Here is a 12,608-nt window from a genome sequence, read left to right as displayed (position 1 = left end):
ACCTCCGTGAGCGTCGATCGAGGAAGTGGCGGTCGAAGAGCTGGCGGTCGAAGAACCGACGGCCCGGTCAGGCAGCGTTCTTGCGGGTGTTCGGGTAGAGCCAGGCCGGCCCGATCGCCAGCGCGGACAGGACCAGCCCCCACCAGAAGGTCTCCCCGAAGGCCGCGCCCGGACGGTCCGGGTGGCCGTGCTGTGCCTGCTGGAGGGCCAGCGTCAGCACTGCCGTCCCGAGCGCCCCGCCGATCCGGTTCAGCACGTTGACCGCACCCGCGGCCGCCGGCACCTGGGCCTTCTCGACGCTCCCGTACACCGCCGCCAGGCCGGGGATCGCGATGAGCCCCATGCCCGCGCCGCGCAGCGCCAGCGAGCCGGCGATCAGCCAGTCGGCCGGGTCGGAGCCGCTGCCCAACTGGGTGAACGCGAGCGTGCCGACGAGGGAGCAGGCGATGCCGATCATGATCAGTGGACGCGGCGCGAGGCGGTCGGTTATTCGGGCGGCCAGCATCGCGGTGACCGCCGTGCCGAGGGCCTGCGGTGCGAGCAACAGGCCGGCCTCCACCGCCCCGGCGTGCTTCACCTGCTGGTAGTAGAGCGGCACCAGGAACATCGAGCTGTAGAGCGCGGCGCCCTGCAGGAAGCTGTTCGCCGTCGCCACGGTGAAGCCGCGCCGGGCGAACAGCCGCAGGTCGATCAGCGGCGTCCGGACACCACCGCGCCCCACCCGCAGCGCGTACCAGCCGTAGACCGCCACCAGCATCGCGCCCGCCCCGAGAGCGGCCCAGCCGGCCGCTCCGCCGCCACCGATCGTCGAGAGCCCGTAGACCAGCCCGGTCAGGCCGGGCGAGAGCAACACCAGGCCGGTCATGTCCAGCCGGGGCTTCGGCGCGTCCGACGTCTCGTCAGCCGGCAGCCAGCGGGCGGCCGACAGCAGAATCAACAGCCCGACCGGAACGTTCAGCAGGAACATCCAGCGCCAGTCGAGGTGCTCCAGCACCAGCCCGCCGAGGATCGGCCCCAGGACGGGGGCCAGGCTGATCGGGAGCATCAGGGTGCCCATCACCCGCCCCATCCGGGGCGGCCCGGCCGCTTGTATGATGATCGCCTGGCCGAGCGGTTGAATCATCCCGCCGCCGATCCCCTGCAGCACCCGGAAGGCGATCAGACTGCCCGTCGACCAGGCCAGACCGCACAGCGCCGACCCGAGCACGAACAGGACGACCGAGGCGAGCCACGCCCGCCGGGCCCCGAAGCGACCGGCGGCCCAGCCCGAGAGCGGCATCGTCAGCGAGATCGCCAGCAGGTACCCCGTGGCCACCCACTGCACCGCGGCGATCGAGCTGTGCAGATCGCGGCCGACGGAGTCGATGCCGACGTTGACGATCGTGGTGTCCAGCAGTGCGAGCACCGGACCCAGCGCGAGCACCGAGGCCATCTTCCACAGGCTCGACGGGATCGCCTCCGGTTCCCCCTCCCGGACTCCCCCTCGCCGGCCCTTCGCAGTGACGGATGTGGTCATGCGCCCTCCCCTGGTCGCCCCTCGGGCGAGTCGCCCTCGAGCCCTGTAGCCACTCCGGCGATCACCGTGGCGATCGCTTCGACGGCCTTCCGGCAGCCGTTCCGACCGCCCGAGAAGAACTTAGGACGGACCCACTCGCTGGGTCAAGCCTAATTACTGTGCTCGACCCAGCGACCTGCGCTAGGCTCCCGCCATGACCGAGACCGGGACCACGCCCAACCTGCGCGAACTCAATAAGCGCCGCACCCGCGAGGCGATCTCGCACGCCGCGACCAGGCTCTTCATCGAGCAGGGCTTCGACCGGACGACCATCGCCGAGGTCGCGGCCGCCGCGGGCGTCGCCAAGATGACCGTCACCAACCACTTCCCGCGCAAGGAGGACCTCTTCTTCGACCTGCACGAGGAACTCGTCGGCCGGCTCGCCCGGGCCGTCGCCGAGCGCGCGCTGGGCGAGTCCGCGCTCGCCGCGCTGCGCCGCGACTGCCTGGCCAGGATCGACCGGCACGACCCACGGCTCGGCTTCTCCGGCCCGGCCTTCGCCCGCACGGTCTTCGACAGTCCGGCCCTGGTCGCCCGGCTGCGCGAGGTGCACGAGCAGAGCGAGACCGCCCTCGCCGAGGCGCTGGCCGAGGCCGTGCACGAGAGACCCGTCGGCTTCGAGAGCCGGGTTGCCGCCGCGCTGTTCGGCGCCGTCGACCGGGCGGTGTTCGCCGAGGTGCTCCGCCACACCCTGGCCGACGAGGACCACGCCGCGATCGCCGCCGTGGTGCGGCCCTCCGCCGTCCGCGCCTACGACCGGCTGGAGGGCGCACTGGGCGGCTTCGCCGTACGGGAGGCCTAGCGATCCCACCCAGGACGAGCCACTCGGGACGATCCGCGCAGAACAGCCCGCACAGAGCAGAACACCCCGCACCGGACGGTCCACCGCACAGGACGGTCCACCCGGGACAGAGCACCCTTGACGAAAGGTTGACCTGCTCACGGCAGAAGGTTGACGATCGCCGCCTCTATCGTCGGCCCATGCCCTCACAGCCCATCAGGCCCACCGCGCTGCCGGTCCTGCCGTACCGCAAGCCCACCCGGGGCCGGGACTACTGGGTCCTGAACGACGTCCTGCCCGACCCGGACGCCGTCCGCGAACGCTGCCTGGCCCGCGGCGAGTGGACCGAGGGTTACCCGCACCGCCCCGAGACCTGGCCCGGACTGCGCACCATGCCGGGCCTGGAGCCCGAGGAGCTGGCCCGGGTCGAGTCCCAGGTCCGCAAGGCGACCGGTGCCTCCCGACTCTGGGTGCAGAGCACCCCGGGCGGCGGCACGCTCAACCACAACTGCGTCCAGGTCGTCGGCGCCGGGGAGTCGGAGTCCCGCCCGCACACCGACTCGCGCGCCCTCTGCCGCTTCGCCGCCGTGCTCTACCTCAGCCCGGGCGCGCCCAAGGACGCCGGCACCAGCTTCTACCGCCAGCAGTTCCCCGGTGGTCGCCTTGGCGGCAACGTGGTGGACGCCCCGCACAACAATCTGGTCGAGGCGCTCGGCACCCGCCGCGTGCCCGCCGACCACTTCGTCGAGGACGTCCGCGTCCCCAACCGCTACAACCAACTGCTGCTCTACAACGCCAATCTGATCCACAGCGCCACCGGCTACTACGGCGACGAGCTGGCGGAGCGCCGGATGACGGCGGTGTTCTTCTGGATGGCCTGACGCCACGACGCCGTGACAACGTGACGCCGTGACGACGCGGCGGGCGGTGCCGCCGGGCAGCTCAGGCCGCCCCGACGTGCGCCAGGCTCGCCCGCGTCAGCGCCGCCGCCAGCCGGGCCAGGTCCTTCGCCGCGACCAGCTGCGCCAGGCCCGCCGGACTCGCCGGCAGCCCCAGCGTCCGGGCCTCCTCCAGTACCCGCTCGTCGAAGTACGGCCGCAGCGACGGCCAGACCGCCTGCGCCTCCCGCCGGAAGATCCCGGCCCCGACCGGCCCGATCCGGGGAAACTCCCGCAGCAGCTCGCCGATCCGCTCCGGCTCGCCGCCCGCTTCCTCCCGCAGCCGCCGCAGGTCGCCGTGCCAGCGGTCGAGCAGCAGCTCGGCGCCCCGGCCGAGCGCGGTGGCGGTGCTCTCGTCGTAGCGCACGTAGTGGGCCCGGCCGAGCGCGGCGATCAGCGTGCCGCGCCGGGCGTCGGCCATCGCGCGTGGAGTCCGCAGACCGGCGGCCGACAGCTCGCGCGCCGCCGCCGTGGCGGTGTCGGCGCTGATCCGCACCGAGCACAGCACGGTCAGGACGAGCAGCCGGTAGAGCGGCGAGGGCTTGTCGCGCAGCGTGATCCCGGCTTCCTCCGCGTAGGTGCGGCCGAACCGGTCCAGCAACTCGGAAACGGTTGCTTGCACGGTCATCACCTCCTCCCCCCACGCCTGCCCGGATTCGGGCCCCTCGCACCAGGGGACGCTCGCCGCATGGACCAGGACCCCACGGACCACACCCGCCCGAACCGGCCCGCCGTACCACCGGCCGTACCACCCCCCGTGCCACCCACCGCGCCACCGGCTGTGCCACCGGCTGTGCCACCCACCGTCCCACCGACCGAGGCGATCCGCCCCGACTGGGCCGCGATCGACGAACTGCCCACCGCCGAGCTGCTCCGTCTGATGAACGCCGAAGACCGCACGGTCGCCGCCGCCGTCGGCGGACAGCTGGAGCGGATCGCCGCCGTGGTCGACGCGGTGGCCGCCCGGATGGCGTGCGGCGGACGGCTGGTCTACGCCGGGGCGGGAACGGCCGGCCGGCTCGGGGTGCTGGACGCCGCCGAGTGCCCGCCGACCTTCGGCACCGACCCGGCACTCGTCGTCGGCCTGATCGCGGGCGGGCGGACGGCCGTGACGGAGGCCGCCGAGGGCGCCGAGGACCGCCCCGACCTCGCCGAGGCCGACGTGGCCGTGCTCGCCCTCACCCCCGCCGACACCCTGGTCGGCGTCTCCGCCTCCGGCCGCACGCCGTACGCCGTGGCGGCCGTACGGGCCGCACGGGCCACCGGCGCGCTGACCGTCGGGCTGGCCTGCAACCGCGGTTCGGCGCTGGCGGCCGCCGCCGAACTGGCCGTCGAGGTGGAGGTGGGCCCCGAGGTGTTGGCCGGCTCGACCCGGCTCAAGGCGGGGACCGCGCAGAAGCTGGTGCTCAACATGCTGTCGACGGCCGTGATGGTCCGCCTCGGGCGGACGTACGGAAATCTGATGGTCGACGTCCGGGCCACCAACAGCAAGCTGCGCGAGCGCGCCCGGCGGATCGTCGCCGAGGCCACCGGCGCCGACGACCAGAGCATCCGTCGCGCCCTCACCGCGACCGACGGGCGGGCCAAGGACGCGATCCTGCTCCTGCTCGCCGACATCGACGCGCCCGCCGCCGCCCGGCTGCTCACCGCCGCGAACGGTCGACTGCGCGAGGCTCTGAAGGCAGCCCGCAACGGCTGATCCAAGCCCGTCGGCGACGGCCAGGAGGGGATCGCCGAGCTCGGAGAACAGCTGGTCACGCTGTCGCGGTCAACGGAAAACCGGGCCACCCCGAAGGTCTTCGCCGGAGCCGGGAAAGCAGTCGTCGCCCCGTTCGACCGCCCCGCCTCCGGCCGAGGCGCGGGCAGGCGGCGTGCGAGGCAGGCGGCAAGCGTGCGGGGCAGGCGGCAAGCGTCGGGACGGAAGCTGCCGGTGGACCTGCCGCTCGGCATCGCGCCGCGACCCTAGCGTGAGGTGCGGCGCCGGACACACCGGCGAGGCGCCACAGGAAACCCCGCTACGCCGTCAACTCCCGTTCACACGGAAGGACTTCACACCCACCCATGTCCAGACTCCGCTCCCGGGTCGCCGCTCTGGCCGCCCTCGCCACGATCGGGTTCGGCGCCCTCACCACGGGTACCGCCGACGCCGCCCCGGCTGTTCCGGCCACCGCTCCTGCTGCTGCTCCGGCCGCGGCCGCCGCGCTGACCGAGCCCACCCACATCCCGATGAACAGCCTGCTGAACCGCAACCAGGCCTGGTACTCGCCGAACGGCCAGATCATGCTGGCCATGCAGGGCGACGGCAATGTCGTCCTGTACCGCGGCACCACCCCGATCTGGGTGGCCAAGGGCGCCATCCCCAACGGCAACATCCTGGTCATGCAGGACGACGGCAACCTCGTCGTGTACGCCGCCGACAACACCCCGCTGTGGGCCAGCAACACCGGCGGCCACCCCGGCGCCGAGCTGGTCATCTACAACGAGGGCGCCATCGCGGTCCAGCTGAACGGCAAGGCCCTGTGGAGCAGCGTCCAGTCGACGCCGACCCTGCCCCCGTGCCCGCCGTGGGGCCCGCCCTACCCGGGTCAGGTCACCTGGCCGTGGTGCCCGACCTGGCCGTTCCCGAGCTGACCCCCGGCCCGGACGACCGCACGCCTGGGCACCTGAGCCCGGCCCGCACACCTGCCACTCGGACGACCGCACGCCTGGGCCCGTAAGCACGGCCCGTACCCCTGGCGCCCCAGCGACGGCGGGGGTACGGCCCGTGCCCCGGTCACGCCCCGCGTGTTCCCGGGCCCTACCGACCCGACCCCGGTCGGCCTATCGTTAGCTGGCGGAAGCTATCGAAGTCCCCCTCTCCGACCCCCGGCGGCCCGATGGGCCCCTCACCAGGAGGCAGCGGTGGCGACTCGACTTTCCGGGGGCGGCAGGACCGGACGCTTCCGCCGAGTCCGCGGCGGTGTGGAACCGGACCACCCCCGGTACAAGTGGGTGGCCCTGTCGAACACCACCCTCGGCACGCTGATCGCCACCATCAACGCGTCGATCGTGCTGATCTCGCTGCCCGCGATCTTCCACGGCATCGGGCTGGACCCGTTGCAGCCGGGCAACGTCAGCTACCTGCTCTGGATGCTGATGGGGTACATGCTGGTCACCGCCGTGCTGGTGGTGACGCTCGGCAGGCTCGGCGACGTCCTCGGCACGGTCTGGGCCTACCGCTCGCTGCGCGACACGGGGGTACGGCGGCCCGCCCGGGTCGACTGGTGGGGCAACGTCACCTTCGCGGTCGGCCTGACCGTCCTGCTCGCGGCGATCACCTACGGCATCCAGCCGTACGGCGGCCGCACCATGGGCTGGACCAACCCGTGGGTGCCGGCCGGGCTGATCGGCGGGGTCGCGCTGCTGGCCGTGTTCTGCCTGGTCGAATCCAGGGTCGCCGAGCCGATGTTCCCGCTGAGGCTCTTCCGCGCCCCGGTCTTCACCGGGGGCAACGCGGCCACCCTGCTGGGTTCGATCGCCCGCGGCGGGCTCCAGTTCGTGCTGATCATCTGGCTGCAGGGCATCTGGCTGCCGCTGCACGGCTACGACTACGCCGACACCCCGCTGTGGGCCGGCATCTACCTGGTCCCGCTGACCGTCGGCTTCCTGGCCGCGGGGGCGGCCTCCGGGTACCTCTCGGACCGCGCCGGGGCCCGGCGGTTCGCCTCCGGCGGGCTGGTGGTGATGGCGCTGTCCTTCGCCGGACTGCTTCTGCTGCCGACCGACTTCGGCTACCCCTGGTTCGCCGTCCTGGTGTTCCTCAACGGTCTGGGGGGCGGCCTGTTCGCCGCGCCCAACACCGCGCTGATCATGTCGAGCGTGCCCGCGGAGGCGCGCGGCGCCGCCTCCGGCATGCGGGCCACCTTCCAGAACGCCGGCATGGTGCTGTCGATCGGCGTGTTCTTCTCGCTGATGGTAGCGGGCCTCGCCGGGTCGCTTCCGCACACGCTCACCGCGGGACTGACCGCGCAAGGCGTCCCCGTCGGCGACGCCCGGGCCATCGCCGCCCTGCCACCGGTCGGCACCCTCTTCGCCGCCTTCCTCGGCTACAACCCGATCCAGCAGTTGCTGGGCCCGCACGTGCTCGGGCAGCTCCCGCCCGGCAACGCGCAGACGCTGACCGGCCGGGAGTTCTTCCCGCAGCTGATCTCCGGGCCCTTCCACGACGGCCTGGTCGTGGTCTTCTGGCTGGCGATCGCGATGTCGCTGGTCGCGGCGGCCGTCTCGCTGGCCCGCGAACGCCCCCGGCCCGCCGCCGTCGCCGCCGAGGCGGACGCCGACGCGGCCGAAGCGAAGGCGGACCCGACCACGGCGGACGCGACGTGACCGGGGCGGACGGCGCCGGACTCCCCGCCGAGGCGGTGGTCCGGCTGCGCCTGGTGATCGGCCGGCTCAACCGGCAGATGGCCCGCGCCGCCGACGACCAGGACCTGACCGCCGCCCAACTCTCCGCGCTGGCCCGGGTGGAGCAGCACGGCCCGCTACGGCTCGGGGAGTTGGCGGCGCGCGAGGGGGTGGCCGTCCCCTCCATGGTCCGCACGCTCGCGCCGCTGACCGCGGCCGGGCTGATCGCCAAGACACCGGACCCGCTGGACGGCCGGTCCCAACTGCTGGCCCTGGCGCCACAGGGCGAGGAGGCGCTGTCCCGGATCCGTCGGGAACGCTCCGCGCTCCTGGCCCGCCGCAGCACCCGGCTCAGCGCGCGCCAGTGCCGGGAGTTGGAGGCGGCGCTCCCGCTGCTGGAACTGCTGCTGAACGAGCCCGGAACACCCGAGCCGCCCCCGCACCCACCGAGGGCCGAACCGCCCACCACCCACGGAGGAGACGCGGACAGCTGAGGGGCTGCGGACGGCTGGAGGGGCCGCCGACAGCCGGGGGCCGCCGACGGGCTCCGGCGGCGGCCCCCTCGAACGTCGCCTCGCCTCAGGCCGGAACGCCCTGCCACGGCGCACCCTGCCACGGGCCGTACGCCGCGACCTGCGCACGCAACTGCCGCAGCGCCCGGGCGGAGGCGATGCCCACCGCGCCGACGACCAGCCCGTCCCGTACGCAGGCGCCGACGAAGCGGCGCTCCTCGAGGCCGCCGTCGACGACCTCGAAGCGGTCGGCGCCGCCAGGGCGGCCGAAGGCCTGGACCCGCAGCCCGTACTGGTCGGTCCACAGGTACGGGACCGGCTCGTACGCCTGTCGCCCGCCGTCCTGGCCGGCCAGCAGGTTCCGGGCGACGCACAGGGCCTGCTCGGTGGCGTTGGTGCGCTGTTCCAGGCGCCGTCGACGGCCGGTGCGGGGGTCAGGCCAGGAGGCGGCGTCGCCCGCCGCCCAGATGCCGGGGCCCGCGGCGCAGTGGGCGTCGCAGACCACGCCGTCGTCCAGCCGGACGCCGCTGCCGGCCAGCCACTCGGTGTCCGGCACCGACCCGATGGCCATCAGCACGACATCGGCCGACAGTTCGGTGCCGTCGGCCAGCCGCACCCCGGCGGCCCGGTCGCCGCGCCGGACGACCGCCGCGGCCACGCCCTGCCGGATCCGCACCCCGTGCTCGCGGTGCAGGGCGGTCAGCAGCGCGGCCGACTCGGTGCCCAGCACGGCGGCCAGGGGTGTGGCGGTGGACGTCAGCCAGGTCACCTCGGCCCCGAGCCCGACGGCGGTGGCCGCCGCCTCCGCGCCGAGCAGCCCGCCTCCGACCACCAACAGCCGGACGCCCGCGGATAGTTCGGCGCGCAGCGCGAGCGCGTCGGCGAGCGTGCGCAGCACGTGGGCGCCGGGCGTGGTGGCGTCGGCGCCCGGAAGCCGGCGCGGCCGGACCCCGGTGGCCAGGACGAGGGCCTCGCACCGCACCCGCCGACCGTCGGACAGTTCCACCGTCCGCTCGCGCCGGTCGAGGCGTTCGGCCCGCACCCCGAGGCGCAGGTCGAGGCCGAGCTCGTCCAGCGCCTGCGGGCCGCGCAGCGCCAGGCGCTCCGGCTGCCACTGCCCGGCGAGCAGCTGCTTGGACAGCGGCGGGCGGTCGTACGGCGGCTCCTCCTCGGCCCCGATCAGGGTGAGGCGGCCGTCGTACCCGGCGCGGCGCAGCGCCTCGGCGGTGTGCAGTCCCGCCGCGCCCGCGCCGACGACGGCCACCGCGCGCGGTGTGCTCACGCCTCGTTCAGCCGGATCGCGGCGGCCGGGCAGACCGCGGCGGCGTCCCGGACGGCCTGGTGGGACTGGGCCGGGGGCTGGGCGTCGAGCAGGACGACGATGCCGTCCTCGTCGCGCTGGTCGAAGACCTCGGGGGCGGCGAGCACGCAGTGTCCGGCGCCGCAGCACTTCTCCTGGTCGATCTGGACGAGCATGGGGTTCCTTTCGGGACGCGGCAGGATCGGCCTGCCGGGGGCGAACTGCACTGGGGTGGTTGGCTGTTGCGGCGGGTGGCCGACAGGGCCCGGGGCCCGTCCCGGTCGCGGTGCCGACGATCACCAGGCATCGGCCAGCAAGCGCGGGGCACCGAGCGTCGGCCACCAGGCGTCGGGCACCGAGCCTCAGTCACCAGCCGTCGGGCACCGAGCCTCAGTCACCAGCCGTCGGTCACCAGCCGACGGGCAACTCCTGGACGCCGTAGATGAGCATCTCGCCGCGGAAGCGGACGTCCTCGAACGGAACGGCCAGGCGCAGTCGGGGCAGCCGCCGCAGGACGGTGTTCAGCGCGATCTGCAGTTCCAGCCGGGCGAGCGGCTGCCCCAGGCACTGGTGGACGCCGAAGCCGAAGGCCAGGTGCAGGCGGGCGTCACGGGACAGGTCGAGGGCGTCGCCGTCCGGAAACTCCCGCGCGTCCCGGTTGGCGGTGTTGATCATGCAGATCACGCCCTCCCCGGCCCCGATCCGGACCCCGCCGACGGTGACGTCCTCGGTGGCGACCCGGGTCAGGCCTGAGTGCACGATGGTCAGGTAGCGCAGGAGTTCCTCGACCGCGCCGGCGACGGATTCCGGGTGCGCGCGCAGGTGGGCGAGCTGGTCGGGGTTCTGCAGCAGGGCGAGGACGGAGAGCGCGGTCATGTTCGCCGTGGTCTCGTGCCCGGCCACCAGGAGCAGCCGGCCCATCGCGCCGATCTCCTCGGTGTCCAGCTCGCCGCGCTCGACCAGCCGGCTGAGGATGCTCCCGTCGGGCTCGGCGCGCTTGGCCTCGGCGAGTTTCACCAGGTAGTCGGCCAGTCTCTGCTGGGCGGCGCCCACCTCCTCGGCCGAGGAGTCACGGCGCAGCAGGATCCGGCTGCACTCCTGGAAGAAGTCGTGGTCCTGGTACGGGACTCCGAGCAGCAGGCAGATGACGAGGGAGGGCAGCGGCAGGGCGAACTCGCGAACCAGGTCGGCACGGGTGCGCCCGGCGGTCATCCGGTCCAGCAGGTCGTCGGCGATGCGCTGGATCTCGGGGCGCAGCGCCTCGACCTTCTTGATCATGAACTCCCCGGTGAGCATCCGGCGCAGCCGGGCGTGCTCCTGGCCGTCCATCCTGATGAAGGTGGGCTGACCGCTGCTCAGCTGCCGGGCGCCGGCGCTGATGAACGGGAAGCCGGAGCGGGTGGCGTCCGAGCTGAAGCGGGCGTCGCCGAGTACCGCCTTGACGTCCTCGTGGCGGGTGACCAGCCAGCTGGGGGCGCCGTCCCACAGGGAGACGCGGCTGATCGGCTCCTCCTGCTGGGCCTGCCGGTAGGCGGGCGGCGGGTCGAACGGGCAGCCACCGCGGGCGGCGGGGTGGGCGAACCGGGGGGTCTGAGCGGTTGTGGCCATCATGGGCTCCCTTCTCGGAGCTTCGGGTGCCGACGGCGTCGGGCGGGTGGGCCCGCGGCGCCGCGGAGCAGTTCCGGACCATTTACATGCCCTAAGCAACTAACTCACCGTCACGCTAACTCGCGATCCGTGGCGATGAAAGGGCTCACCGGGCGACGGTCGGATCTGTCCGAAAACCGGTCAGGGACCCGCAGCGCCACCGCGCCCCGCACCGGATCGCTACAGTTCCCCCATGCCGGACGCCACCGATCATCGGACCGCCACCTCCGACCTGGAGGCCGTGCTGGCCTCGCTGGCCTACCTGCTGACCCGCTCCCAGGAGCACGAACGCCAGGCCGCCCGGGCGGGCATCACAGCGGCCCGCTCGGACGTCTACCTGCTGCGCGCGCTCGCCGACGGGCAGGGCGCCAGCCGGGTGGGCGACCTCGCCACCCGGCTGATGGTCAAGCCCTCCCACGTCACCCGGCAGATCGACCGACTGCAGGGCCAACAGCTGGTGGAGCGCACCCCGGACGCGGCGGACCGGCGGGCCCGCCAGATCGAACTGACCACCGAGGGGCGGGCGATGCTCGACCGCCTGAAACGGGCCAACATCGCCGGGCTCGCCGACGCGCTGGAGGGAATCCCGGAGTCGGACGTCGCCGCCACCGTCACCGTGCTGCGCCACTTGATCGACCGCTACGTCCACCGGGTCCGGACCTCGGCGCTGTCCGAGGACGACACTCCCCCGGACGGACCGGCCGAGGAAACCGGAGCGGCCGACCGCGCCGACCCGGATCCAGCCACATCGCCCACCGTTACCAGCCAGTGACGATCCGTCCACAACCGATCCGCCGAACAGGGCGTCCTTGGAGATGGCAGAGCCCGAAGCGCGGCATCCGCCTTCGGGCCGAAACAATCACCTCCCCTCGAAAGGGGTGCACCCGTGATCGTCTCCAAGCGGAACTCCCTGCGCCTGGCCGCCGTGACCACCCTCAGCGTGATCTCCCTCGGGCTGGCGGGCACCGCCATGGCCGCCGCCCCCGCCCCCCAGCCCGCGGCCGCCACACAGCCGGGCATCGTGCAGCAGGGCATCGTGCAGTCGGCCGCCACCCAGCCGGCCGCCGCGCACGCCGCCATCACCGCCAAGCCGTCGGTCTCCGCCGTCCCGGCGTGGCAGCTGTTCCGCGTCACCGGCACGACCACCGGCCTCAAGGCGGGCAGCACGGTGACCCTGCAGCAGAAGCAGCACGGCAGCTGGGTCACGCTGCCCGCCTCCGTCCACACGACCCGCGACGGCTCCTACTCGCTCGGCGTGAAGCTCGGCCTCAAGGGCCTGAACGAGCTGCGCATCACCAGCGGGGACAGCGCCTCCCCGGTCTTCACCGTCACCGTGCGCTGACCCACGGCCCACGGCGCACGGCCAACGGCGCGCCGAAGAAGGCCCCCACCGCCACCGGATGCTGTTGGTTAATCGGTGAGGGCCTGCGTGACGTCGGCCTGTACGACCCCGTTGGGGTTGTGCAGGCCGTTGTCGTGTTCAGGGGTGGGG

Annotated in this window: 13 protein-coding genes; 8 read left to right on the top strand and 5 right to left on the bottom strand. The window is 73.7% G+C overall.

The annotated features are described in order from the left end of the window. Positions 1–67 precede the first annotated feature (67 nt). Positions 68–1,516, bottom strand: coding sequence for an MDR family MFS transporter (locus ACZ52R_RS05385; RefSeq protein WP_465752794.1), 1,449 nt, complete (start codon positions 1,514–1,516; stop codon positions 68–70). Between the two features lie 193 nt (positions 1,517–1,709). Here ACZ52R_RS05385 and ACZ52R_RS05380 point away from each other — a divergent pair, with 193 nt between their 5' ends. Next, positions 1,710–2,357 carry a TetR/AcrR family transcriptional regulator gene (locus tag ACZ52R_RS05380; RefSeq protein ID WP_465752792.1) on the top strand — a complete coding sequence of 216 codons (648 nt, stop codon included), beginning with the start codon at positions 1,710–1,712 and terminating at the stop codon, positions 2,355–2,357. Positions 2,358–2,536: 179 nt separating this feature from the next. Continuing rightward, positions 2,537–3,217 (top strand): DUF6445 family protein, encoded by a 681-nt coding sequence (locus tag ACZ52R_RS05375; protein ID WP_360491290.1) that lies wholly within the window; start codon positions 2,537–2,539, stop codon positions 3,215–3,217. Between the two features lie 61 nt (positions 3,218–3,278). On the opposite strand, the gene ACZ52R_RS05370 is transcribed toward ACZ52R_RS05375, so the two are convergent. Next, positions 3,279–3,902: an endonuclease gene (locus tag ACZ52R_RS05370; protein WP_465619645.1), complete on the bottom strand. Its 624-nt coding sequence runs from the start codon at positions 3,900–3,902 to the stop codon at positions 3,279–3,281. Between the two features lie 165 nt (positions 3,903–4,067). Here ACZ52R_RS05370 and murQ point away from each other — a divergent pair, with 165 nt between their 5' ends. From murQ to ACZ52R_RS05350, 4 genes are all read left to right on the top strand, one after another. Then, on the top strand, positions 4,068–4,973 hold the full coding sequence (gene murQ, locus ACZ52R_RS05365; protein ID WP_465752790.1) for an N-acetylmuramic acid 6-phosphate etherase: 906 nt from the start codon (positions 4,068–4,070) through the stop codon (positions 4,971–4,973). 362 nt (positions 4,974–5,335) lie between these two features. Next, on the top strand, positions 5,336–5,905 hold the full coding sequence (locus ACZ52R_RS05360) for a hypothetical protein (RefSeq protein WP_360491299.1): 570 nt from the start codon (positions 5,336–5,338) through the stop codon (positions 5,903–5,905). 270 nt (positions 5,906–6,175) lie between these two features. After that, complete coding sequence (locus tag ACZ52R_RS05355) at positions 6,176–7,639, top strand: MFS transporter (RefSeq protein ID WP_465752788.1); 1,464 nt, start codon at positions 6,176–6,178, stop codon at positions 7,637–7,639. Further along, positions 7,636–8,151, top strand: coding sequence for a MarR family winged helix-turn-helix transcriptional regulator (locus tag ACZ52R_RS05350; protein WP_465619650.1), 516 nt, complete (start codon positions 7,636–7,638; stop codon positions 8,149–8,151). The genes ACZ52R_RS05355 and ACZ52R_RS05350 overlap by 4 nt, the downstream gene beginning before the upstream one ends. An 85-nt stretch (positions 8,152–8,236) precedes the next feature. On the opposite strand, the gene ACZ52R_RS05345 is transcribed toward ACZ52R_RS05350, so the two are convergent. The 3 genes from ACZ52R_RS05345 to ACZ52R_RS05335 all read right to left on the bottom strand — a co-directional run bounded on the left by ACZ52R_RS05345 (position 8,237) and on the right by ACZ52R_RS05335 (position 11,077). After that, positions 8,237–9,451 carry an NAD(P)/FAD-dependent oxidoreductase gene (locus ACZ52R_RS05345; RefSeq protein WP_465752787.1) on the bottom strand — a complete coding sequence of 405 codons (1,215 nt, stop codon included), beginning with the start codon at positions 9,449–9,451 and terminating at the stop codon, positions 8,237–8,239. Then, a complete protein-coding gene (locus ACZ52R_RS05340) occupies positions 9,448–9,645 on the bottom strand; it encodes a ferredoxin (protein WP_465619654.1) in 198 nt (65 codons plus the stop codon). The genes ACZ52R_RS05345 and ACZ52R_RS05340 overlap by 4 nt, the downstream gene beginning before the upstream one ends. 232 nt (positions 9,646–9,877) lie before the next feature. Next, positions 9,878–11,077, bottom strand: coding sequence for a cytochrome P450 (locus tag ACZ52R_RS05335; protein WP_465619656.1), 1,200 nt, complete (start codon positions 11,075–11,077; stop codon positions 9,878–9,880). Positions 11,078–11,309: 232 nt separating this feature from the next. Here ACZ52R_RS05335 and ACZ52R_RS05330 point away from each other — a divergent pair, with 232 nt between their 5' ends. Then, the gene (locus ACZ52R_RS05330) at positions 11,310–11,888 is read left to right on the top strand and encodes a MarR family winged helix-turn-helix transcriptional regulator (protein WP_465619658.1); all 579 of its coding nucleotides are present in this window, start codon (positions 11,310–11,312) and stop codon (positions 11,886–11,888) included. A gap of 114 nt (positions 11,889–12,002) precedes the next feature. Further along, positions 12,003–12,458, top strand: coding sequence for a hypothetical protein (locus tag ACZ52R_RS05325; protein WP_465752785.1), 456 nt, complete (start codon positions 12,003–12,005; stop codon positions 12,456–12,458). The last annotated feature ends 150 nt before the right edge of the window (positions 12,459–12,608 follow it).

The organism is Kitasatospora sp. NPDC034023, assembly GCF_055575795.1.
This window is presented reverse-complemented; position numbering and strand designations above follow the sequence as displayed.

Coding starts and splice junctions, on each gene's coding strand:
- ACZ52R_RS05385 (WP_465752794.1), bottom strand. CDS start 1,516: ATGACCACATCCGTCACTGCGAAGGGCCGGCGAGGGGGAGTCCGGGAG.
- ACZ52R_RS05380 (WP_465752792.1), top strand. CDS start 1,710: ATGACCGAGACCGGGACCACGCCCAACCTGCGCGAACTCAATAAGCGC.
- ACZ52R_RS05375 (WP_360491290.1), top strand. CDS start 2,537: ATGCCCTCACAGCCCATCAGGCCCACCGCGCTGCCGGTCCTGCCGTAC.
- ACZ52R_RS05370 (WP_465619645.1), bottom strand. CDS start 3,902: ATGACCGTGCAAGCAACCGTTTCCGAGTTGCTGGACCGGTTCGGCCGC.
- ACZ52R_RS05360 (WP_360491299.1), top strand. CDS start 5,336: ATGTCCAGACTCCGCTCCCGGGTCGCCGCTCTGGCCGCCCTCGCCACG.
- ACZ52R_RS05340 (WP_465619654.1), bottom strand. CDS start 9,645: ATGCTCGTCCAGATCGACCAGGAGAAGTGCTGCGGCGCCGGACACTGC.
- ACZ52R_RS05335 (WP_465619656.1), bottom strand. CDS start 11,077: ATGGCCACAACCGCTCAGACCCCCCGGTTCGCCCACCCCGCCGCCCGC.
- ACZ52R_RS05330 (WP_465619658.1), top strand. CDS start 11,310: ATGCCGGACGCCACCGATCATCGGACCGCCACCTCCGACCTGGAGGCC.